A 22128-nucleotide genomic window follows, 5' to 3' on the forward strand; every position below is an offset into this window, starting at 1 on the left:
AGCGATTATAAATTTCAGTAAGTTGCAGAGGCTCTACAATGGGAAGTGTAGTATGTTAGCAGATACAAATGACTAGATAAATTATATTTCATTAAAGTCATTTATCTTGAAACATAAGCAGGATTTTGTATAGTTGTTTCAATTTGGGTCTGTATATTGAAACAACGCGTGAAAATGACAGGTCATTGTACAAGAGGTACCTAATTCACCGACAAGAATGCTAGATAAAGACACTTACATTTCAATTATTTCACAATTTCTGTATAATCTTAAAAACTCAATTAGTGCGTTATGAAGATAATAATAGGTAATGCTAGTAAGGAATTAGGGGAATCAGTAGTTAACCGGCTAGATGTTCAACCATCCTCTGCTTGGATATCAAAGTTTACCGATGGCGAGGTAAATGTAGAAGTAGCAAATGATCTATATAATCAAGAAGTATATATAATACAATCTCTTTCTCCCCCTGTGAATGATAACCTTATGGAGCTTCTGCTCATAATTGATGCAGTAAATAGATTAGGAGCCAAAAGGATAGTAGTAATTATCCCTTATTATGGATATAGCAGGCAAGATAGAATTATCAAGAACAATAATGTGCAGTCTGCTTTAAGTGCCAAATTAGTTGCAAATCTTATTCAAACTGCAGGTGCAAGTAGTGTTGCAGTTATTGATTTGCACTCAAGTCAAATTGAAGGATTCTTTGATGTACCGATAACTAATTTGAACTGCTTTGAAGCATTTGTTGACTCTATACACACGGAAAATTTGGCAATTGTTGCACCTGATGTTGGAGCAATTGGTAGAGCACGTGCTTTTGCAAAGACTTTAGAGGAAAAGTACAAGATAGGGTTAAGTGATAAGATTATTGTAGTAGATAAATATAGGGAGAAAGCAGGCACATCTCAAGTAATGAACATAATAGGAGAAGTTGCAAACAAAAATTGTGTCATTGTTGATGATATAGTTGACTCTGGTGGAACATTGTGTAATGCAGCTCTTGCTTTAAAAAGTTACGGAGCAAAGTCCGTAACTTCATGCATCACACACGGTGTGCTTTCAGGAAGTGCAGTTGAGAAAATCTCTTCCTCTTCTTTAGATAAATTAGTGATTACGGATACCATACTTCACAAATTTGAAAAAACTGGTAAAATAGAAGTTGTTTCGGTCGTAGATATTTTAACTCACTTTATCCAAGGAGGTAAAGATGCCAGCTAAGTCAACAGAAGACGTTATTACTTCACTAATAGAATTTGCAAATAAGAGAAAAATAACAATTACCAAGGAAGAAATGCTTAAAATTGCACAGCTTGTAAGGATTAAGTTATCAAATGACGAGATTGATCACTACTCCAAAGAACTGACAATGCTGGATTGGATACACGATACTTTATTGCAAGTTAATACTGAAGGTGTTTCTCCTATGCGTTATGGCAGTATAGACAAGGACATTCATGTACGCGATGATGTTATAAATTCTCAAAATATTAAAGAAGAGATATTGTCCAATACAAAACCTGAGCATGGGTATTTTGTAGTGCCAAAGGTTATAAGCGATTAAAGTAAAATAAGGCTCATATCAAACCTATAATAGATCTACTTTCAAAAATAAGACCAATCCGGTAAAGAAGCATTTGTGGGAGTGGAAACCATTTTTTGATTTTTCTTTACTAAGTCTACTAAATATAGTTTAGAGTTGCTTGGTGATTCTGTTCTTGTAAAAATGATTTCTCTACCATTTGGTAGCCATGCCGGGGATTCAATTTTATGCCCCTCTGAAAGCAGACGTTCTTCTTTGCCATCTGGCTTCATAACTCCTATGTAAAATTTTCCTGACTGAATCTTTGTAAAAGCTATCAGATCTCCTTTTGGCGACCAAACAGGCGTAGCATATCTTCCACTTCCAAAACTAATTCTTTTAGGTTTTTTACTTTTGTTAGTAAAATCGATAACGTACAGTTGCTGACTCCCACTTATATCAGAACTAAAAGCCATATACTTTTGATCTGGAGAAAAAGAGGGAGAAGTGCTTATAGCTGAACCTTTAGTAATTTTTTTTGTCCGTTTACTACTTAAATCTAAAGATAATATATTCGTTTCACCACCCAATGAGTGGGAAATTAAAAGAGATTTACCATCAGGAGAAAATCTTGGTGCAGAAACAACTCCTTCAAATGCGCTGATTATTGATTCAGTGTTATCTTTTAAATTTTTTAATATTATATAACTTTTACCATTTGCGTACGAGATATAAACAATACCCTTTCCATTTGGTGAGAATCTCGGTGTTGACACAAATCTATCGCCATTTGTTAAGTATTTTATATTACTTCCATCTTGATTCATCACAGCAATTTTACGCACAGATTTGTAGTTGCTATCTTTTTCTTCAGCGATATACGTGATTTTTGTGTTGAAGTGCCCTTTCTCACCAATCAATCTATCATGTATCACATCCGAAACGAGGTGACCAATTTTTCTCCAGTCTTTTGCTGGAAAAACAACTGACTGAGTAAGTAATTCTCTTTTTGTAAAAGCGTCAAATAAACGAAATGATAGCTCTAATGCACTACCAGATATTTCGCTTAAACTTACTGTGACTACAGTATCGCTTTTCCAAGATTTAGATTCAGCTTCCGCGCCACGTTTTACATTAAATAAGCCACAATTAGATAAATTTGTTCCTATTACCTTTGCAATATTTTCGCTTAATTCGCTTTCCAACGCTGTTTTACATGTACATTTAGATACAACAAGACCAATGTTACCAACACTGCTTTTTTTTATATCAACATATAAAGCAGCTTTTGTAAAATAAGGAATAAATAACGAAATAAATAACACCAGATGAACGAATAGCTTCATTCATTTCATACCTGTTCTATCTGAACCTCAATTATAGGTCTTTTTAGTAAATATTCCTTTAAGATACTCAATATTGAACTTTCAATCTTATTTTTAATTTTTTTTGTTGGCTGCAAACTAAACAACGACTCAACTTTCTTGACAATTTTCTGTATGGTAGCTGCATCTTCTAGCACTTCAAAAACACCAGGTACAAATACTTTTGGTTTAGCAAGCAATTTATTTTTCTTGTTTACAACTGCTGTTACCACAATAACTCCGGCATCTCTCATTCTTTTACGCATTTTTATAACACTGCTCTCCGGATGACGTAGCAACATACCATCAATACCAAAGTAGTCAACATCAATTGAATCAACCTTTTCTCCGTTCTCCAAATTAACAATATCACCTGGTGCAATCATTATTGCTTTTGCCACACCGCACTCTTTAGCAAATTTTACATGTGCATGCGTGTGAATATATTCGCCGTGAACTGGAATAGACATCTTCGGTTTTATTAAAGAATACATTTCCTTTAGCTCTTCTCTTGTTGGATGCCCAGAAGCATGAACATGCTCTGTTTTTTCAGTAATAACTTCTACCCCCATCTCAATAAAGGCATTGAGCATGTTGTGCGCACGAGTTTCATTTCCAGGAATGATTTTTGACGAAAAGATCATGGTATCACCTTGCTGCATTTTAAATGCTTGATGACTCTTAGCAGCAAGTCTTGCGGTAGCTGCCAGTGGCTCACCTTGACAACCTGTGCAAAGTAGCACCAGTTCTTCCCTTGGAAAATTTACTGCTTCCTTTGCTTCAAGAAACTGAGGAGAATCAGTTAAATAACCACTATCTTGCGCAACTTTCACTATTCTCCATAAAGATCTACCAAGTAAAACTACTTTTCTATTTAGTGCTTTTGCAGCTTGGCTTATCGTTTCAATTCGTGCCACATTTGAAGCGAATAGCGAAACAGCAACTAATTTTTTAGACCGCTTTATTATGTTATAAATATTATTATAAATTTCACCTTCTGACTCAGGGTGATGCTTGCTTAATATATTGGTTGAATCGCAAATTGCTGCAAGCAGGTCACCTTTATCGCCAATTTCTTTTAGACGCTCCATATTAGAAGTTAATCCAACAACAGGTTTTGGATCAAATTTCCAGTCTCCGGTATGGAGTGCACTACCCATTTCAGTGCTAATTAATATTGAATTTGCCTCAGGAATTGAATGAGTTACATTTATAAACTCGACGGTAAAAGGACCCAAATTTATGCTGCCATTTATGTCTACCTCTTTCACAGGCACTATACCTTCCAATCGAAATTCTTTTAGTTTCTCTTTAAGAAAATTAACCGTAAACTTTGTTGTATATATGGAGCACTGCAACTCTTCCCACAAGTGGGGCACTGCACCGCAGTGGTCCTCATGTGCATGTGTAATTATTATTCCAAGTAAATCTTTTTTTCTTTGAGCAATAAAATCTATATCAGCAATGAGCAGCTCAACACCTGGCATAATTTCATCTGCAAAACCAACACCAAGGTCGATCATAATCCACTTACCTTGGTAATGATATAGGCTAACATTCATCCCGATTCTTCCTACTCCCCCAAGCGGAAGAAATAAAAACTCATTTTTGTTTATATTCATTAAATTTAAATTATTAAAACCTGAGAATAGCAAAACTTCGACCTTAAATAAAGAAATTTATTGCTTTTACATAGTTTTAAGGAACTAAGAAGTTTCTGTTGGCTAATAATAACACTATTGTTAAGTTTTCCATTAATAAGGTCAAAGAATTGCAGGATTAAATGAAAACCCGTAAACAGTTACCCCTTTATGTCATTTAGCAGATTTCTTATTTTTTTTTTACTTTACTAAAAAACCCTTCAGATTGCTGTTGTACACTTGCATTTTCCTCTTCTTCAAGCGCTTTTAATAGTTCAATTTGCTTTTTAGTTAAATTTTTTGGATTTAAAGTCTCAACTATTACCTGTACGTATAAATCACCACGAGCATGTGAGTTCATATATGGCATACCCTTTTCCCTACAACGTAGTTTGGTACCAGTTTGAGTGCCTTCAGGGACCTTTACTTTTATTTTAGCTCCATCAATTGATTGAATATCGATTTCACCACCAAGCACTGCTAGTGTCATTCTTATAGGCACTTTACAGTGTAAATCTGCTTTATTTCTAGCAAAGATTTTATGGAAAATTATTTTCACGTATACGTATAAATCTCCACTTTTTCCACCTTTTGTTCCAGCTTCTCCTTTACCACTTATCCTTACCTTAGCTCCTTCTTCTATGCCTTTTGGAATTGAAACGGATATATTTACTTCATCTCTTCTACGTCCACTTCCACCACATTTCTTACATTTGTTTTGTATTATTTCTCCTTCTCCATAGCATGTAGTACATGTTCTTTCGATGGTAAAAAAGCCTTGTTGAGTTCTAATCCTACCGCTTCCCTGGCATGTGTGGCACTGAACTGGTTTAATTGCTCCTTCGCCACCTGTGCCTTGGCATGTATCACATTTTACATTTGTCACATAATGTATAGGCGCTTGTATTCCTTTAAATGCATCTTCTAAGGTAATTTCAAGATCATAACGTAGGTCTGCTCCAGATACTCCTGTTGTACTTCTTTTTGCTCTCGATCTACTTGCACCACCACCGAATTCTCCACCAAAGAAGTCATTGAATATGTCGCTAAAATTTCCTGCAGAGCTAAAGCCTTGAAATCCACCAGAAGCACCTTCGTGGCCATAACGGTCATAGCCTGCCCTTTTCTCAGAGTCAGACAGAACTTCATATGCAGCTGTTACTTCTTTAAATTTTTCCTCTGCTTCTTGATTGCCAGGATTTCTATCAGGATGATATTTTAATGCTAATTTTTTATACGCTTTTTTTATCTCATCAATACTGGCATTTCTGCCTACTTCCAGCAGATCATAGTAGTCTTTTTTGCTCATATATAATAGTTTAGTGCTTAACCTTTAAAGATAGGTATTACATATATTAATTTCAAGTATGACTTCTGTTTCCTATAAAATGTGGTGCACCCTGAGCGACTTGAACGCCCGACCTTTTGATCCGTAGTCAAATGCTCTAATCCAACTGAGCTAAGGGTGCTTTCACAAAGTTAACTTTAGCAGGTTTTGTAGCTTGATTCAATTAATTTGGCTAAAAATAAAACTATTCATTTCTATCATACGTGAACCCCTCACAATTCTCAGACTGCCGTTTCGCATTAGGATTATCAAATTCACTACAAGGAGGAGCAGTTGGAGTAGTATTAGGATCTTGAGAAAAGTAAGGAGGTGGTGCATCATAACGAGAAGGATCTCCATAACCATGCCCTTGTCTAAGACAGCTATCTACCGCTCCTTTAGCTTTCTCGATATTTTCTGATTCTTCCTCATGCTTCATATGAAAAGCTAAACCACCAGCAAAACATACGAGAGAATTAACGCCAAGGATAGCTAAACCCCACACTGGTAAGACTGGGTAAACAGCACAAGCTACCAAAGCTGCCAAAGAAACAACGCCAACCGCAAATTCTATATTTCTGAACGTTTTAAATTTACTATCCAGGTAATCTATTTTTTCTTCTTTTCTAGCCACTTTTCTGCTGCTGTTATACCAAAAACACATACCAGCATGGAAAGCAACACACACAACTGCAGCTACTATACCCAAAGCTAATAGCTTTCTACTGTCTTCTGATTCTTTTTTATTCTCTTTTCTCCCTTGATGAGTGGTATTACCATTGTTAATATTCGTTATATTATTAACCGTAGTGTGACCACGTCCACCGAATAAAGAATCCATCCAGCATTGTAATAGCAAATAATCCCAAAAGTCTAAACCTCTATTGTGTACATGTATATGTGTAATCTGAGAGCCTGTAGGTTGTGCGTTATTCCCTGCGTTATATTGATCATTTCTGCTTCCTGTATCGTGCCTATTGCTTGAATTTGGATGTGTAAATTTTTCATACGCATTTTTAAAATTCTCCTCACTCCAATTTGTGGTATTTTGCGTATTACAAAATTGTAAAAACTCTTTAACATCACTGTTACTACCAGATTTCTTTATATAGGCTAACGCATACCTTTTTAAAACACTATCACTTGCTACCATAAATACCCTCTTAAGTTAAGATTAAATTAATAAGTACTTACTTACTTACTTATTATAACAAGATAACATCTACTTGTCAACTTGAGCCTGATTCAAATATCCGTTCAGAGTGTGGCAGAAGAACTTATTCAAATAAAGTAGGTGGTAAAATATAAACATTTTATAAAGTGAAAAATGGACTTTTCAGACCACTGCCGAGCTAAAAAAGCCCTAAAAACCGTGATACTTAGGCCACTTCTTGCTTAAGCTGTACAATTTCAGCTTGAGAAAGGCCAGTGGATTCAGCTATTAAATTAACAGATACACCAGCTTTAAGTAAATTTTTTGCAACTTCGATTTTTCCTTTCTCTATACCTTCCTCAAGTTTGTATTCAAGAATGGCTTCTTCCTTACGTAGATCCATTATTCTTTCTTCATATGCTACTAAATCTTTTTCATTCCAGCTAAACCTGTCTAATTCATCGTAGGCTAACTTTATTATTGGTGCTTTTTCTGCTATTGCCTTAGATGGAAAATAGAGATATTACATAAAATTTTAAATTCGGTCTCAAAGTTGAAGAATGTAGGCTTGGAATAGCAGAAAGACTAATGAGATATCTAACAGTTGTGAGTATTATTGCTTGGAGGATCTTCTTTATTACATCAATTGCAAGAGCTAACCCAACATTACCATGTACTACTTTATTAGCTGAAGAAGAATGGAAAGTTTTATACGTTAAAATACACAGAAAACCATGTCCAAGTGTAGTTCCCAACATAAAAGAAGCTGTTTCATGAACTTGGAGGCCATTTAGCAAGAAAAAATGACCCAAAACCAGGACCAATTACTCTTTGGAAAGGATATAAACGTCTCTTTGATTTAGCAGAAGGATGGCGACTTGCTCACGAACCTCATATTTGTGGGTAATAGTAAGATTTGATATGCTGCCAACACTTATGTTCAAATTAAAAATGTCATTTATGATACTAGCCACTTCACGCTTTGAGTTTTTGTAAAATCCGCTGAGTGCTGCAATTATAGACTTAACCCTTGGACCAAATGCATCTGGCGTAACACCTTCTGGTAACTTGCTACTTTTTCTTTTTCTGCATCTCCGACAACGACCATGTTCCAATTACTACATAGGGCCTAATTTCCGGAAGATCAACTTTTTGGTGAACATAAGGTTTTTCGCATATTACAAGCTCTCCTCCGCATTCGCAAATATTAGGCAACTCTATTTTTACTACTTTATCCGCTTCCATTGTGGCATGAAAATTTCCTTTATGCCCAACCTGATCGCCAACATTCCTTTCGCTTTTTGGCTTGTCCTTTTTTGTTTTGTACAATTCTTTAGAGCTCGGTAGAGATGAATTTTTCGAGTTTAAACCAAGCCTCTCTTTCAACTCAGCGTTCTCAATCCTCAAGGCCTTATTTTCTGCCTCTAACTCTTCTATCCTCCCTTCCAACTTTTCTATTTTTTGCTGTAAATTTTTGCAAAGTTCTAAAAGGTTTACCACATTACCTCACTTTTGCTCTATGATTATCTTTATTATCTTGCTTTGTCTACCTTATTCTACCACTCCGCTGAACGGATACAATTTACTAAACAGAAAAAAAGGCAAAAGAAACCCTAGGGTAGCTAGTTATTCACTATCCATTTTTTAAGTTGGCGTTTTTTAATGTTTTAAATAGCGCGTTTCAGCTTGTGTAGGTAAAAACCTAGAAATATTGTGAAGACATAAGGTGCACATAGTGCAAAAAACTAAAAATAAGACGCCAACTACGTTGTTTTCTTGCTGTTTAATCTGCACAGATGAAGATAACTGAATACCTTCAGTTTTATGATAAGGGGGCTGGCGAAGGGTGTCAAGCAAGTTTTTTCGTTTCTATTTCCAATAAAAGTTTGTTATATGGTTATGCAAGAAGTCTATTATAAATGAAATGAATGTGAAAAATATCTTATTAGCGTTTTTAGTACAAATGGTATTCAGTTTGCCGCTATTTGCAGCTGATCCTGTTTTGCTCAACTGCATTGAAACTCCAGAAATATATGACCTTGATGCAAGGCCAAAAAATTTTAGCTCTTCAAACAATTTAAGAAGGAAACCTGGTTCTCCAAATAGTGCAACAGGAGAATTAATACACATAGTGGGTAGAATTACTGATATAAACTGTTTACCAATACAAAATGCTGTAGTTTCTATATGGCACGCGAATTCACGCGGCGTGAACCATTACGATAAGAATATAGAGGATGATCCGAATTTTGCTGGATCAGGAAGGTTTGTAGTGAATAATCTTGGCTATTATAATTTTATTACGATAGCACCTGGTAAAATTGGTGATAGAGCTCCACATATCAACTTTCTAGTTCAACATCCGGATTTTCCAGAATTCACAACGCAAATGTTTTTTGCTGACCATAATTGCGATAATTGCGCTGATCCTGTTCTTGAAGATTTTGTTAGTAATGGGCTTGCAAGCCTTCTCATAACACCATTTACTTACAGTGATCAGGTCATAAAAACCTATACGTTTAACATTACCTTGGGCGGATATAATAAGTTCTCTAATAAAAGATAAAAAACCTTGCATGTAAGGGAGTCCATAGTAAACTTAAGTGTTATTGTACTTAGGATGTATATGAAAAATATCTTACTGATGTTTTTGCTATGTTTTATGTACAGTTTACAATTATTTGCAACGGAGATACCAGCAATGAAAATAACAATTTCTAAAATTTCGCCCGATTTTAAAACAATAGTAATGGGTTTATTTGAAGACAACGAAACCGTAAATGATGGCGGAGTTTTGCAAGGAAAACAGGTCATAGATAATATAAAGCAATTTAGCGATTTCAATGGAAGTTTTGGTGAATTTTTCTCTACTGCTTTGCCAGAAGAAAAAAATGTTATAGTTGTTGGACTGGGTAAGAAGGATGAATGGAATGAAAATAAAGAATTAAATATTGGTGGTAAAATATATTGTGAGCTAAGCAGATTAAAAATTAAAAAAGCAGCGGTTTTAATCGAAGATAGTGCAGCAAATGTTGCATATGGTGCGTTTCTGCGTAGTTTTAAGTTTGATAAGTATAAAACTAAAAAGGATGAGAAAATTACAGAGGTAGAGGAGATTACCGTATTAGTAAAAGATGAACAATTAAGTAATGCTGAAAGATCATTTGAGCACTTAAGGCAAGAAGGTGAGAGTATATTCCTTGCGCGCTCTTTTATAACAGAGCCTCCTAACATTCTATATCCAGAATCCTATGCTGATCATATAAAAAAAGAACTTACTAAGCTTGGCCTTGAAATCGAGGTGCTTGATAAAAAGCAGATGGAAGAGAAAAAAATGGGAGCCTTGCTTGGAGTTGCACAAGGAAGTAGTAAAGAACCAAAATTAGTAGTGATAAAATGGAATGGGGCTTCTAAAGAACAAAAGCCTATAGCTTTTGTTGGTAAAGGTATAACGTTTGACACTGGCGGAGTATCACTCAAACCTTCACGTGGTATGGAGTCGATGAAATATGACATGGCAGGCTCTGCTACTGTGGTTGGGGTGATGCATGCTTTAGCAGGACGAAAAGCAAAAGTAAATGCAATTGGCGTGGTCGCACTTGCAGAAAATGCAGTGGGTGGTAATGCTCAAAGACCAAGTGATGTAGTAACTTCAATGTCTGGACAAACAATAGAAGTGTTGAACACCGATGCAGAAGGAAGGCTCATACTTGCAGATGCTTTATGGTATACGCAAGATAGATTCTCACCAAAATTTATGATTGATCTTGCAACTTTAACTGGTGCTATAGTGGTTGCACTTGGAAATAACGAATATGCTGGTCTTTTTTCAAATAATGATGAATTAGCAAACCGTCTGATTGATGCAGGAAATGAAGTAAATGAGAAGTTATGGCGTTTTCCTATGAATGAAACTTATGACAAAATTATTGATTCACCGATTGCTGATGTTCAAAACATCGCTCCTGCAGGCTCTGGTGGAGATAGCATAATGGCTGCACAGTTTTTACAGCGTTTTGTGAATGAAACTTGCTGGGCACATTTAGATATCGCAGGCACTGCTTGGCACGAGAAAGGTACTGACATTTGTCCAAGAGGAGCAGTAGGTTTTGGTGTAAGGTTACTTAATAAGTTGGTTGAGAAGTACTACGAAGCCAATGATTAAAGGTCTTTATACTGGATTTATGGCTTAGCTACATGAACGTTTATTTTCGAGGCGCAGCAAATGAAAGTAGCTGATACATATTTCTTTTTTTCTGGATTCCAGTGGGCTTTGTTGCATAGCAACTGAAAAATCTGGTGGCTACTGACAAAATTCATTATAAAATAGCCATTTAACCTTGAAAGAAAAAATATGCCACAAAAAATGAGGGTCAGTAACCATAGCGAATATAACAAATTTCTAGAAAAAAGAGGAAATATTTTTCATTATACCAACGAAGCCATAGAAAAGTGGTACGAGAATGGTCCAAAAATACCAGGTGGCAACAATATTTATAGCGATAAAGTTGTAATTTTGGTGCACATAATAACTTGTTTATTTAGAATAGGCCTGAGGCAAACAGTTGGGTTTATAGCAGGATACCTTGAGCAAATTGGGAAAAATTTGCAAGTTATCAGCTATTCACAATCATCAAGAAGGTTTAAGAAACTCAATATTAAGATCAATGATTGCAGAAAATAATATGGAAGATATCGAAATTGCTATAGACAGTACAGGAATTAGTATATACAACAACACTCCTGGTCATAGCAAAGAAAATAGCGAAGATAGAAAGTATCGCAGCTATGAACAGACAAGAAAATTGCATGTAATGTTGAATACAAACAGCAAAAAAGCCATAGCTGTAAAATACAGTAACGGTGTCTACTCTGATCACTATGGAGCTTGTGATTTGCTAAAAGAAGTCGATTTTCAGTATGTCATAAAAGTACTATATGCAGATAGGGCATATGACAGAGAAAAGCTCTATAAGCTGTGTAATCAATATGGTATAAAAACGAAAATTCCTCCGAAAAACAACGCAGCAGAGCATCCAAAATTGGATTATATGCTTGATAGAAATGCCGCTATTCAGTTAATGAAATTACATGGTGAGAATGGTATAAAAAGATGGAAAGAAGAAGTAAATTACGGAAAAAGATCGTATATTGAAGGATTTTTCTCAAGGTTGAAGCGAATATTTGGGTTTAGTTTTAGGAGCAAATCTGAAATTAATCGTGAGAAGGAACTGCTACTCAAGTGTTATTTGCTTAACAAATTTACTGAAATAGGCATGGCTAAGTTTGAGATAGCTTCATGAATTTATTGTACGTTACCTACTATCCGAAGAGCGATGCAACAAAGCCATTCCAGTGTCAAGCACTGGAATGACACCGTCTTGGATGGAAACCAGTGTTGGCTACTCGGATGACATCATAGGGGCGCTAGGATGACACCCTGACAATCGTCATCCCGCTGCTTGTTAGCGGCTAAGAGATACCGCGGCGGCATGACGTAGGGAAACCGTTTTTTGGGTTAGCTATAACAGTAGTCAGGAAACAATAGCTTAAAAAGAGACTTAGTGTTAAATTTCTAATAGATTACTTATAAAAATAAATCTTATGGAAAGCAGAGCTAAGGCTTGGTTCATTTGGCTGATTAGTAACTTGGTTGTTATATTCAGCAACATGCAGATAATTTATACCTTTATAAGTGTAAATCTCGAAAAGGAACTTGGACTTACAATCGCGCAAGTTGCACTGGCTAATTCAGTATATACTTGGACTTTCGCCATCTTACAATTTTTTAGTGGAGCAACGTTTAATGTTTTTTCCAGTAAAAAAATTTATTTTTTCTCGTTATCAACTATGATCTTGGGGTTTTTTGTCCTTATTAATAGTGACAATTTCTCCCATTTGATTTTGTCTCAAGTGTTGATTGCAACTGGAGCATCATTTGGTTTTATTGGTGCTGCTCACACAAGTAGCATATGTTTTTCCGCTGCCCAATTTGGACTAATGTTTTCACTAGTGCAGACAATTTCAAGCCTTTCTGCTTTGGTAATTCAAATACTGTTCTCTAACTTGCTTGCCGAAGATGCATATTGGAAAAATCTGATTGTATGCATAATACTATTTGGTGTGTTGATATTTGTACTTACGCTTTTTTGTCCAAACACACTTCCAGAAAGCAGCTCAGAAAAGCGCACAATAAAAAGCTCTATGAAGACAGTAATGTGCTCTATATTAACAGTGCTAAAATTAAGAGATATCTGGATAACTTCAGTGGTGGGTGCTATTACTTTTGGAACATTTTTAGCACTTAATACCTTGTGGGCTCCAAGGTTACTGGGCAACTCAGAACTCAATGCAATGGAGTCAGGTATAGCAACTGCAATACTATGGCTTGGTCTTGCAGTTGGTGCTCCAATTGCAGATCGAATCTCAAACTTATTTAAAAATAGGAAACATGTAATTTCTGCTTTTGCTTTATTGCAAGGCGTCTCAATTATTATTTTACTATACAGCCATTTAACAGTCCACGTTGTGTACTTTTGTATGTTAATGTTCGGGTTTTTTGCGGGAGGACATATGCTTAATTTTACTGTCGGCAGCGAGATTGTGAAACGAAAATACATCAGCACATCATCATCCATTATCAATGGATTTATGTTTATTGGCAGTGGAGTTATAGTGTCAATGTTAGCACTTTTTACAGATCATAAAATGGCACTTTTTGCAATATTTGCGATATTGATAGTTGCCGGTATTTTAAATTATGCAACAAAAGAGACATACTCTAAAAAATAAAGTAGCTGAATCTCGAGTCGATTGCTATATTATATTTACGTATTGTAATATTTATCAATAATGGATCACGTTACAACAAAAGACACAACAGTAACTAAGGCAACGATAGCTGGAGATATAAACCAAGAAATAGGATTATCAAAGGAAGACTCTGTTTCGATAATAGATGATATATTGGACGAAATAAAGACAAGCTTGGTAAAGGATGGAATAGTAAAAATATCGTCATTTGGAACATTCTTGGTTAAGAAAAAGAAGGAAAGACCAGGAAATATACCAAATACATCGGAGAAAGTGATGATTCAGGCAAGAAATTCAGTTTCTTTTAGGCCTTCAAAAATTATAAAAAAATCAATCAATAATTAATGAACAAGGAAAAATTATTTTATACGATTGGGGAAGTAGCTGAAGAGCTACATTTGGAACAGCATGTTTTGAGATTTTGGGAAGGTCAATTTCATCAAATTAAGCCTACAAAGCGTAAAGGAAGAAGGCTATATGATCGCAAGTGTATAGAGGCCATAAAGAAAGTAAAATACATGCTATATGATAAAGGATATACAATAAAAGGAGTGCAAAAAGAATTTGGTAATGATATAAAAGTCACAAAGAATTTGTTGCAAGAACTCACCGATTTGAGGGACTATTTAACTAGTAAAATAAATAACGAGGAAAGTAACAAGCAGGCGTGAAACACTACGTCTCGCTAAAATTTTGGAGTTTTGTGAGAGTTTAAAATGTGGCATATAGCCTCATTTCTTATGTTATTAGCAATATTAATAGGCTGTGGCCTGCAAAAACCTGCACCTGTGCTGCTTAAAGGCGAAGAATTTTACGGAAAAAGAGATCTGGAATATACAAGAGAGTACCATTTAATTAGGGAGCCTTCAGTGCAAAAAGAAAGTAGAAAAGCCATCATAAATAGGATATACAAAGATAACAATAATACACAAAATGTGGGGGTAAATTGTAAATTTGTAATGCCAGTTAAAGGTTCAGCTACCTCTTCTGATGAAATGTGTAAGGATGGCATAAAAATTGCTGCTCAAAATGGAACGAACGTAGTTTCCTCTGCACCAGGCAAAGTGATATATGTAGGCAAAGGGCTGAGATGGTATGGGAATTTAATTATAGTGGAACACAAAGATAATTACATGACTGTGTACTCCTATTTAAAAAACATACATGTTGAAATTGGCGATAAAGTAAAGCAAGGTCAAGTAATTGGATCTGCAGGTAAATCAAGCACACAAGATAAAGATCCACAGATGTGTTTCACAATACGACATAATGGCCAAGCGGTTGATCCTTTGATGCATATGAACTGTAATTGAATTTGGATTTATATGAAATATGATTTTAAAAGTGTTGAAAAATTTTATCAAGATAAATGGGATTTTTCTGTAAGCAAGAGTGGTAAACAAGAAAAGTGTTACGTGTTGGAAATGTTTCCATATCCATCTGGTAAAATTCATATGGGACACTTACGTAACTATGCAATAGGGGATGTGATAGCGCGTTACAAGAGAGCTAATGGATTTGAGGTTTTGCATCCAATTGGCTGGGATGCGTTTGGATTACCAGCTGAGAATGCAGCAAGGGATAACAATATTAGCCCCGAAACATGGACAAAAGAGAATATAGATAATATGCGTACACAGTTGAAATCTATAGGTCTTTCTTATAATTGGGAGCGTGAACTCTCCACATGTGAGCCTGATTATTACAAACACGAACAAAAATTTTTCCTGGATTTTTTAAAGCATGGGCTTGCCTATCGAAAAGAATCATGGGTTAACTGGGATCCAGTGGACCAAACAGTGCTTGCAAATGAACAGGTGGTTGATGGAAAAGGATGGCGATCAGGTGCAGTTGTTGAAAAACGTAAGTTGTCCCAATGGTTTTTAAAGATTACTGATTTCGCTGAAGATTTACTCAAGTGCCTGCAAAGTTTGAAAAATTGGCCAGAAAAAGTCAAAACAATGCAGGAGCGTTGGATAGGAAAATCTGAAGGAGCAACTATAGAGTTTGAAGTAGTTGGCCTGAATAAGAAATTAAAAGTTTTTACAACTTATCCTCATACTTTGTTTGGGGCTTCTTTTTGTGCAGTGGCAGCAGAGCATCCTATTGTGCAGGATTTAAAGAATGGTTCTTCTGTTGTCATCCCAGTGCTTGACACTGGGATCCAGGAAATAAAATCGAAAAGAGAGAACGATGAAAAAATAGGAGTTTACACCGGATTAAACGTCAAACATCCATTTCTTGATAAGGAATTGCCGCTTTACATAGCGAATTTTGTGTTGATGGAATATGGGGAAGGCGCGATTTTTGGTTGCCCTGCACATGATCAGCGTGACTTTGAATTTGCACAGAAATATAATTTGCCGATAATTCCCGTTATTTCTTCAGCCCACTTAGGTGTCATTCCAGCGCGTGACCAGAATTCTTACAATGGATCCCAGTGTCAAGCTACTCAGATGACAAAGGAGGCGTATACTGGAGACGGGACAATGTTTAACTCCGAATTCTTAAACGGATTAATGGTTAGTGAAGCAAAGGAAGCCATAGTTAAAAAATTTGAAGAAAAAAAAATAGGCAAAAAAACAATAAACTATCGTTTGCACGATTGGGGAGTTTCAAGGCAGCGTTATTGGGGATGCCCTATACCTATCATATATTGCAAAGATTGCGGAACTGTTCCAGTGCCAGAAAAAGACCTTCCTGTAGTTCTACCAATAGATGTAGAATTTACAAGTGGTGGCAATCCGCTGGATAAGCACCCAACTTGGAAATTTGTTGATTGTCCAAAGTGCGGAAAGCAAGCAGAGCGTGAAACTGATACATTCGACACCTTTTTTGAATCTTCCTGGTATTTTGCTGCATTCTGTAGTGAAGATAAATCAATAGACAAAGATGCATGTAATCGTTTTATGCCTGTTGATTATTATATAGGTGGGATAGAACATGCAATTCTGCATTTGCTTTATTCAAGATTTTTCTGCCGTGCTTTAACCAAATGTGGCTATTTTGATATTAAAGAGCCTTTCTCTACTTTAATCACTCAAGGAATGGTCTGCCATGCAACTTATAAAGACGAAAATGGTAAGTGGCTATTTCCCGCAGAAGCAAAAGAGTTGATTGCACAAGGAGCTAAGGTTCAAGTTGGAAAAGTCGAGAAAATGAGCAAATCGAAAAAGAACACAGTTGATCCAAATTTTATCATAGAAAAGTATGGTGCTGATACTGCCCGCTTGTTTGTGTTGTCCGACACTCCTCCGGAGAAAGATATGGAATGGTCCGATGATGGCGTGGAAGGTTGTTCTCGTTATGTAAATAAATTGTGGCGTATGGTCATGCAGCTAAGACCTGTAAATATACACTATGATAATGAAAATGTTACGGGTGGACTTCTAGAGTACAGAAAAAAAATTCATAAACTCTTACACGGACTTACAGATGACTTGGAAAACTGCAGATTAAACTGTGTAGTGGCAAAATTTCGTGAGATGACGAATTTAATAGCTGAAATAGACGTAAAAACTGGAAAATCTCTTATTGATGAAGGTATATGTATATTAATCAGAGTAATCGAACCATTCATACCACATCTAGCTGAAAGCCTATGGCAAGAAATAGGAGGTCAACCTTGGCCAAAAGCTGATGAATCATTATTAGTTGACGATACGGTAACTATAGCAGTGCAAATCAATGGAAAATTACGTACAACAATCAAGGTGGCAATTAACTTACCTCAAGAAGAATTGAAGAAAATAGCGATAGACTCTGTGTCCAGTAAGATCGATCAAAGCAAAGTTCGCACTGTATATGCTGTACCAAATAAGATAGTAAATATAGTTATATAAAAGACCTGAGTAGTACGTTTTATATAATCTGATTTTATGGCTATACTTTTTTTGACATGTAGTTATATCTTTTTTAATATAAAGGATATATACTTATGCATTATATATTTTTTTGTATGAGGAGTTATATGAAAATAAAGAGATTGTGCGTTTTGGCTGTGTTGCTTACTTCATCTCTAGCAGGTGCAGCTAGTAATAGTGCAAGTAAGTCAGAAGATAAGTACTATGCAGGTTTAAACTTTGGTGCTGGTTGGGGTGGTGGCTTTAAAATGAAACCTGGTGTTGTTCTTGGTTACCATTATGACCAAAACTCTAAATTTGAACTTGAGGTTCTCAGTAATATTAAGTCATTAAAGAGCATAGGAGCTAGCTTATTGGCAAACTACCGCTTCTATCCTGACCTTGATATTGATCCCGTTAAACTATATGTCAGCGGAGGTTTAGGAGGATATCTCCAAATAACACCTTTTGGCTTTGGTGTTAGTGATACAGTTGATGGTGATGACAATAGTTCACAAGAAGAAAAAGAAAAGGAAGAAGAAACACAAGGTGCTCCAGAATCAGGTGGTGAAGCTGCTGGTTCATCTGTAGTAGATAAAATACTGAGTTCTATTTCCTATAAACTAAAGTTAGGTGTTGATTATGAAATTACTCCGCAGATAATTGGTGCAGTTGGTATGACCATGGGTGGGCAACTAAGTGGTATAAAAGCAAAACAAATACCAGATGCAACTCTAGAGATAGGGGTACGTTATAATTTTTAATGCTGCTACTTAGTTCATAAAGGTAGAGACGATGTTGAGGATGAAATAAACAGCATTAAAAAAAATCCGAAAACGTATTTTCGAATATGGTTTTGAACGCTAGCTATAGATTAGAAAAATAACAAGAAAAAGGGTAAACATACTGTAATTGCTGTTGAATGATGGAGTCCATTATTTTAGCACGAAGTAACGAATTCAGTAGAATAAGTTCTTCAAAAATAATTTAAACTTTTATTAGTAGGAGCAGTCTCATGGAATATTATAGCGATCTCACTAAAAGAAACTTTTATAAGTATCGTTGATGAGAAAGGAAAAATTGTTAAGGAAGAAGTTGTTGCAAGAGAAAGTAAGGCAATAGCTGAATTTTTTCTTGGTCAAGGCAAAAAATATGAATCCATGGGAATAGAAAGTGGACAGTTATCAATTGACCTTACCCAGAAAAAGTGGAGAGAAAGTTTGGAATGTTTTTTACAAAAAGAATGATGCATCAAATTGTTCTGGAATGCAATAGTTAGAGGTTGTCCACAAACCAGTAAATCAAGCATATTCCCTACTTAACATAACTTTACTCATAGCCAGATATATGAAACTTTCAGTAGATGTTGTAAGTAAATCGTACTCCTTTGATAGCCTTCTATTTCTATTGATCCAAGCAAAAGTCCTCTCTACCACCCACCTTCTCGGCTGTACTGAAAATCCAGGATCCCGTTGTGGCAATAGTTCTAGTGGTGTATCTTTATGCACCCAAAACCTACATGGAGGCCTTTTGACAATTTCAATATCTATCCCATATTCTCTCTTTACGTAATCCTTTAAATCTTTTCCTTGGTATCCCATATCAGCCCACATTTTCTTAATATTGCTGTATTTTTCCTTCATATTGTCCAATGCCATCTTCACCCCATCTCTGTCATTTTCGCTTGCAGCTCCTACATAGCAACCAAGCACAAATCCTTGAGTATCTGTGATTATATGTCTTTTTCTCCCCTTTACCTTTTTCGCACCATCATAACCTTTGCCCCCCCTTTTTCCGTGGTTTTTACCGATTGACTGTCCACTATGCATGCGCTCGGCTTCCCATTTTTGACCTACTATATTTAGTGATATCATAGTTCATTTTCTCAAAAATTCTCTGCTTTTTCCATCTTCTAAACTGTTCATGCACAGCCTTCCACGGCGGAAAATCGTGTGGTAAATAGCGCCATTGACATCCTGTGCGCAGTATATAAAGAATTGCATTTACTATCTCACACTTACTGTATTTTGGTGGCCTTCCTCCTTTCTTGTACGATACTCTGAAGTGTTTTTCTATTCTTGCCCATTCCCTTTTACTTAAATCTGTTGGATATTTTTTCCTCATCTCTTACCTCAATATTCTTTCTTTATATACTACGTATTCCTTGGTTTGTGGACAACCTCTAATAGTGACGTTGTTTGTTATAAAAAATTTCTATGTATTCAAATATTGCAGTTCTAGTTTGTTGAGCAGAGTGTTGTGAAGTATCAATAAGTATTTCTCTTTTCAATGAGCTAAAGAAGCTTTCTGCAACAGAATTGTCGTAACAACAGCCTTTATTACTCATCTATATTCTTTACAGCTAAGAGATATTGATACCCTTGCGCAGTATATTGTGAACCTTGGTCACTGTGCAGCAGTAGATTTTTAACAGGTTTACGCCTATTAATGGCCATTAATAAAGAGTTCATAACCAATTGTTTATTTATTGCACTACTCATTAACTACCATACGTGAGAATTATTGCTGCCAAATATAGCCATCCCTCCTTGGTTTTGATGTAAGTAATCCCATACTTTATTTGGTTGATCAACAATAAAGTTTTGATCTAGTATATTGGGAGCTACAGCTCTATTATCTGTTTGTTGTTTTTTAATTTTAAACTTTCTTCTCAGTATAGCCCTGATGTCATTTTTCTGCATAATACTTTGCACCGTTTTCAAATTGCAACTTTTACCCAAAGCCTTCAATTCAGCATGAATTTTAGGAGCTCCATATCTACATTTAGAAACTTGATATATTTTTTGAATAGCTTCGAGTAGCTCTTTATTTGCTGATTCTCTACTGCTTATTTTTCTTGTGGTCCACTTATAGTAGCAACTAGCAGAAAATCCTACATAATTCCTGTACTTTATAGCAGTTACTATGCTCTTTTATAAAAAAATATTTTACTCTTTTTGACTGGCCAGGGCTTTTTTTTAAATGTCTCTTTCCCTTGTTACTTTTGCTAACTCTTTCTGTAAATCAAATCTCTCTTTGTCGTAAGGAGCCATGTTACCTCTACCTGGAAATGCATCTGCTGCCGACTTTTTTTCGTTGTGTTTCTTTATCCATTTTCCTAATAAACCACCCTTTATTCCTAAATCCTTTGCTGTTTTTGTAATTGTTTGACCTACCTTTCTTTGTTCATTTGCCAGCTTAACAGCTTCCAATTTGAATTCTGCCGTATATTCTCTTGCCATTTCTAATCCTCCAAAATTTTATTTTACCCAAAAAAACTCTTTTCTTTCTCTCCACTTTTTCTGGATAAGGTCAAACAATGACTATGCAAAAAACCTAATAACATGTATAATCTATAAATAATTTCTGAGGTAGATTGTGAAACTAGGTGTTAATATCGATCACGTTGCAACCCTCCGCAACGCACGCGGAACTTCTTATCCAGATCCATTGAAAGCAGCAGAAATAGCCATTGACGCTGGAGCAGACTTTATTACTGTACACTTACGAGAAGATAGAAGGCATATTAGAGATGAAGACGTATTTAACCTAAAAAAAAGCATTAGCACTGAGCTAAATCTTGAAATTGCAGCCACGGAAGAAATGCTTGAAATAGCAAAAAAGGTAAAACCCTATTCGATTAGTATAGTACCAGAAAAAAGAGAAGAATTAACAACCGAAGGTGGCCTGGATATCGTGAATATGCACAGTAAACTTTCTAGTATAATAGAGGAAATGCATAGCTCTAGCATAAAAGTCTCACTGTTTATCGATCCAAATATTGATCAACTAAAATATCTTGAAAAGCTAGGGACAAAACCTGACATAATAGAAATTCACACAGGGGATTACTGTGATAATCCATCAGAAAAAAAGTTACAGTTAATTACTAATGCTGCAGAGTACGTCAATAAATTAGGAATAGAATGCCACGCAGGACATGGCATAACTTATAAACACGCTAAGAAGATGACAAGAATACCTCACATCTCAGCTCTTAACATAGGCCACTATTTAATTAGCGAAGCTGTATTTTACGGCTTACACAGCGTAGTAAAAACAATGAAAATGACAATGTCTAACTAACTGCTGCTTTTTCCTTCTCATTTAAAATACTTAAAAGAGTTTGGCTTGCTTTAAATTTTACCCTTGTCTTTTTAGGAACAGTCATGATCTCACCACTTTGGGGGTTACGACATTGTTTTTCCTGACTGATAGCAGTAGAAAATGTTCCTATTCCATGCAAACGTATTTCACCTTTCCCATGCAGCTCATTCTTTATTATTTTAATAAACGCATCATGAATCTTGCTCAAATCAGATTTTGTTATATCTATATTCTGACTAGAACAATCTTCCTTTAATTGTTTTATTATATCTTCTTTACTCATAAATTACCTTAATATTGAAAAAATCACATAAATAGCATATTATGTTGACACCGATAGTCAACTAAATTCATCACAAAAAT

At 35.6% G+C, this 22128-nt stretch carries 22 protein-coding genes, 1 tRNA gene and 4 pseudogenes; 14 read left to right on the forward strand and 13 right to left on the reverse strand.

Features of this window, described 5'->3' with window-relative positions:
• Positions 1-291 precede the first annotated feature (291 nt).
• Both ABWU47_RS02565 and gatC read left to right on the forward strand, forming a co-directional pair.
• Positions 292-1218 (forward strand): ribose-phosphate diphosphokinase, encoded by a 927-nt coding sequence (locus tag ABWU47_RS02565; RefSeq protein WP_006279728.1) that lies wholly within the window; start codon positions 292-294, stop codon positions 1216-1218.
• Positions 1208-1561, forward strand: a complete 354-nt coding sequence (gene gatC, locus ABWU47_RS02570) for an Asp-tRNA(Asn)/Glu-tRNA(Gln) amidotransferase subunit GatC (RefSeq protein ID WP_006279727.1) — start codon at positions 1208-1210, stop codon at positions 1559-1561. The genes ABWU47_RS02565 and gatC overlap by 11 nt, the downstream gene beginning before the upstream one ends.
• Before the next feature lie 41 nt (positions 1562-1602).
• Here gatC and ABWU47_RS02575 read toward each other — a convergent pair whose 3' ends face one another.
• The 6 genes and pseudogenes from ABWU47_RS02575 to ABWU47_RS02600 form a co-directional block, all read right to left on the reverse strand.
• Positions 1603-2865 carry a Tol-Pal system protein TolB gene (locus tag ABWU47_RS02575; protein WP_006279726.1) on the reverse strand — a complete coding sequence of 421 codons (1263 nt, stop codon included), beginning with the start codon at positions 2863-2865 and terminating at the stop codon, positions 1603-1605.
• 5 nt (positions 2866-2870) lie between these two features.
• The gene (locus ABWU47_RS02580) at positions 2871-4505 is read right to left on the reverse strand and encodes a ribonuclease J (RefSeq protein WP_006279725.1); all 1635 of its coding nucleotides are present in this window, start codon (positions 4503-4505) and stop codon (positions 2871-2873) included.
• 208 nt (positions 4506-4713) lie between these two features.
• Positions 4714-5832 carry a molecular chaperone DnaJ gene (gene dnaJ, locus ABWU47_RS02585; protein WP_077188480.1) on the reverse strand — a complete coding sequence of 373 codons (1119 nt, stop codon included), beginning with the start codon at positions 5830-5832 and terminating at the stop codon, positions 4714-4716.
• An 82-nt stretch (positions 5833-5914) separates the two neighbouring features.
• Positions 5915-5992 (reverse strand) — tRNA-Arg (locus ABWU47_RS02590).
• A 63-nt stretch (positions 5993-6055) separates the two neighbouring features.
• Positions 6056-7003: a hypothetical protein gene (locus ABWU47_RS02595; protein ID WP_077188481.1), complete on the reverse strand. Its 948-nt coding sequence runs from the start codon at positions 7001-7003 to the stop codon at positions 6056-6058.
• Between the two features lie 226 nt (positions 7004-7229).
• A pseudogene (locus ABWU47_RS02600) lies at positions 7230-7508 on the reverse strand (hypothetical protein); the annotation flags it as partial.
• Here ABWU47_RS02600 and ABWU47_RS02605 point away from each other — a divergent pair.
• Positions 7500-7910 (forward strand): annotated as a pseudogene (locus ABWU47_RS02605) (IS4 family transposase); the annotation flags it as partial. The pseudogenes ABWU47_RS02600 and ABWU47_RS02605 sit on opposite strands and share 9 nt — an antisense overlap.
• Before the next feature lie 7 nt (positions 7911-7917).
• Here ABWU47_RS02605 and ABWU47_RS02610 read toward each other — a convergent pair.
• Positions 7918-8503 (reverse strand): annotated as a pseudogene (locus ABWU47_RS02610) (DUF6444 domain-containing protein); the annotation flags it as partial.
• Positions 8504-8927: 424 nt separating this feature from the next.
• Here ABWU47_RS02610 and ABWU47_RS02615 point away from each other — a divergent pair.
• From ABWU47_RS02615 to ABWU47_RS02660, 10 genes are all read left to right on the forward strand, one after another.
• Entirely contained in the window at positions 8928-9569 is a 642-nt protein-coding gene (locus tag ABWU47_RS02615) for a protocatechuate 3,4-dioxygenase (RefSeq protein WP_006279956.1), read from the forward strand.
• Between the two features lie 96 nt (positions 9570-9665).
• Positions 9666-11168, forward strand: a complete 1503-nt coding sequence (locus ABWU47_RS02620) for a leucyl aminopeptidase (RefSeq protein WP_174930903.1) — start codon at positions 9666-9668, stop codon at positions 11166-11168.
• A 189-nt stretch (positions 11169-11357) separates the two neighbouring features.
• Positions 11358-11687 (forward strand): transposase, encoded by a 330-nt coding sequence (locus ABWU47_RS02625; protein ID WP_049973609.1) that lies wholly within the window; start codon positions 11358-11360, stop codon positions 11685-11687.
• The gene (locus ABWU47_RS02630; RefSeq protein ID WP_082246250.1) at positions 11671-12306 is read left to right on the forward strand and encodes a transposase; all 636 of its coding nucleotides are present in this window, start codon (positions 11671-11673) and stop codon (positions 12304-12306) included. The genes ABWU47_RS02625 and ABWU47_RS02630 overlap by 17 nt, the downstream gene beginning before the upstream one ends.
• A 301-nt stretch (positions 12307-12607) precedes the next feature.
• Positions 12608-13795, forward strand: a complete 1188-nt coding sequence (locus tag ABWU47_RS02635; RefSeq protein WP_006279883.1) for an MFS transporter — start codon at positions 12608-12610, stop codon at positions 13793-13795.
• A 60-nt stretch (positions 13796-13855) separates the two neighbouring features.
• A complete protein-coding gene (locus ABWU47_RS02640; RefSeq protein WP_006279881.1) occupies positions 13856-14161 on the forward strand; it encodes an integration host factor subunit alpha in 306 nt (101 codons plus the stop codon).
• Positions 14161-14487, forward strand: a complete 327-nt coding sequence (locus ABWU47_RS02645) for a MerR family transcriptional regulator (protein ID WP_006279880.1) — start codon at positions 14161-14163, stop codon at positions 14485-14487. The genes ABWU47_RS02640 and ABWU47_RS02645 overlap by 1 nt, the downstream gene beginning before the upstream one ends.
• A 45-nt stretch (positions 14488-14532) precedes the next feature.
• Positions 14533-15129 carry a murein hydrolase activator EnvC family protein gene (locus ABWU47_RS02650; protein WP_006279879.1) on the forward strand — a complete coding sequence of 199 codons (597 nt, stop codon included), beginning with the start codon at positions 14533-14535 and terminating at the stop codon, positions 15127-15129.
• Between the two features lie 12 nt (positions 15130-15141).
• Entirely contained in the window at positions 15142-17658 is a 2517-nt protein-coding gene (gene leuS, locus ABWU47_RS02655; protein ID WP_077188483.1) for a leucine--tRNA ligase, read from the forward strand.
• Positions 17659-17786: 128 nt separating this feature from the next.
• Entirely contained in the window at positions 17787-18422 is a 636-nt protein-coding gene (locus ABWU47_RS02660; RefSeq protein WP_077188484.1) for a hypothetical protein, read from the forward strand.
• 537 nt (positions 18423-18959) lie between these two features.
• Here ABWU47_RS02660 and ABWU47_RS02665 read toward each other — a convergent pair.
• The 5 genes and pseudogenes from ABWU47_RS02665 to ABWU47_RS02690 all read right to left on the reverse strand — a co-directional run bounded on the left by ABWU47_RS02665 (position 18960) and on the right by ABWU47_RS02690 (position 20900).
• Positions 18960-19782 (reverse strand): annotated as a pseudogene (locus ABWU47_RS02665) (IS5 family transposase).
• 58 nt (positions 19783-19840) lie between these two features.
• Positions 19841-20005: an IS3 family transposase gene (locus ABWU47_RS02670; protein ID WP_010082072.1), complete on the reverse strand. Its 165-nt coding sequence runs from the start codon at positions 20003-20005 to the stop codon at positions 19841-19843.
• On the reverse strand, positions 19998-20159 hold the full coding sequence (locus ABWU47_RS02675; RefSeq protein ID WP_010082071.1) for a DDE-type integrase/transposase/recombinase: 162 nt from the start codon (positions 20157-20159) through the stop codon (positions 19998-20000). Before ABWU47_RS02675 ends, ABWU47_RS02670 begins: the two co-directional genes overlap by 8 nt.
• Positions 20160-20162: 3 nt before the next feature.
• Positions 20163-20585, reverse strand: a complete 423-nt coding sequence (locus ABWU47_RS07075) for an IS3 family transposase (protein ID WP_174930894.1) — start codon at positions 20583-20585, stop codon at positions 20163-20165.
• Positions 20586-20636: 51 nt separating this feature from the next.
• Positions 20637-20900 (reverse strand): transposase, encoded by a 264-nt coding sequence (locus ABWU47_RS02690; protein WP_236515149.1) that lies wholly within the window; start codon positions 20898-20900, stop codon positions 20637-20639.
• Positions 20901-21036: 136 nt separating this feature from the next.
• Here ABWU47_RS02690 and ABWU47_RS02695 point away from each other — a divergent pair, with 136 nt between their 5' ends.
• Complete coding sequence (locus ABWU47_RS02695) at positions 21037-21744, forward strand: pyridoxine 5'-phosphate synthase (protein WP_006279877.1); 708 nt, start codon at positions 21037-21039, stop codon at positions 21742-21744.
• Here the strand turns inward: ABWU47_RS02695 and ABWU47_RS02700 are convergent.
• Positions 21737-22048 carry an HU family DNA-binding protein gene (locus tag ABWU47_RS02700; protein ID WP_006279876.1) on the reverse strand — a complete coding sequence of 104 codons (312 nt, stop codon included), beginning with the start codon at positions 22046-22048 and terminating at the stop codon, positions 21737-21739. The two genes, ABWU47_RS02695 and ABWU47_RS02700, sit on opposite strands and share 8 nt — an antisense overlap.
• Positions 22049-22128: the final 80 nt, after the last annotated feature.

The sequence above is a fragment of the Wolbachia endosymbiont (group A) of Gastracanthus pulcherrimus genome (genome assembly GCF_964028265.1).
Taxonomy (GTDB): Bacteria; Pseudomonadota; Alphaproteobacteria; order Rickettsiales; family Anaplasmataceae; genus Wolbachia; species Wolbachia pipientis.

Coding starts and splice junctions, on each gene's coding strand:
- ABWU47_RS02565 (WP_006279728.1), top strand. CDS start 292: ATGAAGATAATAATAGGTAATGCTAGTAAGGAATTAGGGGAATCAGTA.
- gatC (WP_006279727.1), top strand. CDS start 1,208: ATGCCAGCTAAGTCAACAGAAGACGTTATTACTTCACTAATAGAATTT.
- ABWU47_RS02575 (WP_006279726.1), bottom strand. CDS start 2,865: ATGAAGCTATTCGTTCATCTGGTGTTATTTATTTCGTTATTTATTCCT.
- ABWU47_RS02580 (WP_006279725.1), bottom strand. CDS start 4,505: ATGAATATAAACAAAAATGAGTTTTTATTTCTTCCGCTTGGGGGAGTA.
- dnaJ (WP_077188480.1), bottom strand. CDS start 5,832: ATGAGCAAAAAAGACTACTATGATCTGCTGGAAGTAGGCAGAAATGCC.
- ABWU47_RS02595 (WP_077188481.1), bottom strand. CDS start 7,003: ATGGTAGCAAGTGATAGTGTTTTAAAAAGGTATGCGTTAGCCTATATA.
- ABWU47_RS02615 (WP_006279956.1), top strand. CDS start 8,928: ATGAATGTGAAAAATATCTTATTAGCGTTTTTAGTACAAATGGTATTC.
- ABWU47_RS02620 (WP_174930903.1), top strand. CDS start 9,666: ATGTACAGTTTACAATTATTTGCAACGGAGATACCAGCAATGAAAATA.
- ABWU47_RS02625 (WP_049973609.1), top strand. CDS start 11,358: ATGCCACAAAAAATGAGGGTCAGTAACCATAGCGAATATAACAAATTT.
- ABWU47_RS02630 (WP_082246250.1), top strand. CDS start 11,671: ATGATTGCAGAAAATAATATGGAAGATATCGAAATTGCTATAGACAGT.
- ABWU47_RS02635 (WP_006279883.1), top strand. CDS start 12,608: ATGGAAAGCAGAGCTAAGGCTTGGTTCATTTGGCTGATTAGTAACTTG.
- ABWU47_RS02640 (WP_006279881.1), top strand. CDS start 13,856: ATGGATCACGTTACAACAAAAGACACAACAGTAACTAAGGCAACGATA.
- ABWU47_RS02645 (WP_006279880.1), top strand. CDS start 14,161: ATGAACAAGGAAAAATTATTTTATACGATTGGGGAAGTAGCTGAAGAG.
- ABWU47_RS02650 (WP_006279879.1), top strand. CDS start 14,533: ATGTGGCATATAGCCTCATTTCTTATGTTATTAGCAATATTAATAGGC.
- leuS (WP_077188483.1), top strand. CDS start 15,142: ATGAAATATGATTTTAAAAGTGTTGAAAAATTTTATCAAGATAAATGG.
- ABWU47_RS02660 (WP_077188484.1), top strand. CDS start 17,787: ATGAAAATAAAGAGATTGTGCGTTTTGGCTGTGTTGCTTACTTCATCT.
- ABWU47_RS02670 (WP_010082072.1), bottom strand. CDS start 20,005: ATGAGTAATAAAGGCTGTTGTTACGACAATTCTGTTGCAGAAAGCTTC.
- ABWU47_RS02675 (WP_010082071.1), bottom strand. CDS start 20,159: ATGAGTAGTGCAATAAATAAACAATTGGTTATGAACTCTTTATTAATG.
- ABWU47_RS02690 (WP_236515149.1), bottom strand. CDS start 20,900: ATGGCAAGAGAATATACGGCAGAATTCAAATTGGAAGCTGTTAAGCTG.
- ABWU47_RS02700 (WP_006279876.1), bottom strand. CDS start 22,048: ATGAGTAAAGAAGATATAATAAAACAATTAAAGGAAGATTGTTCTAGT.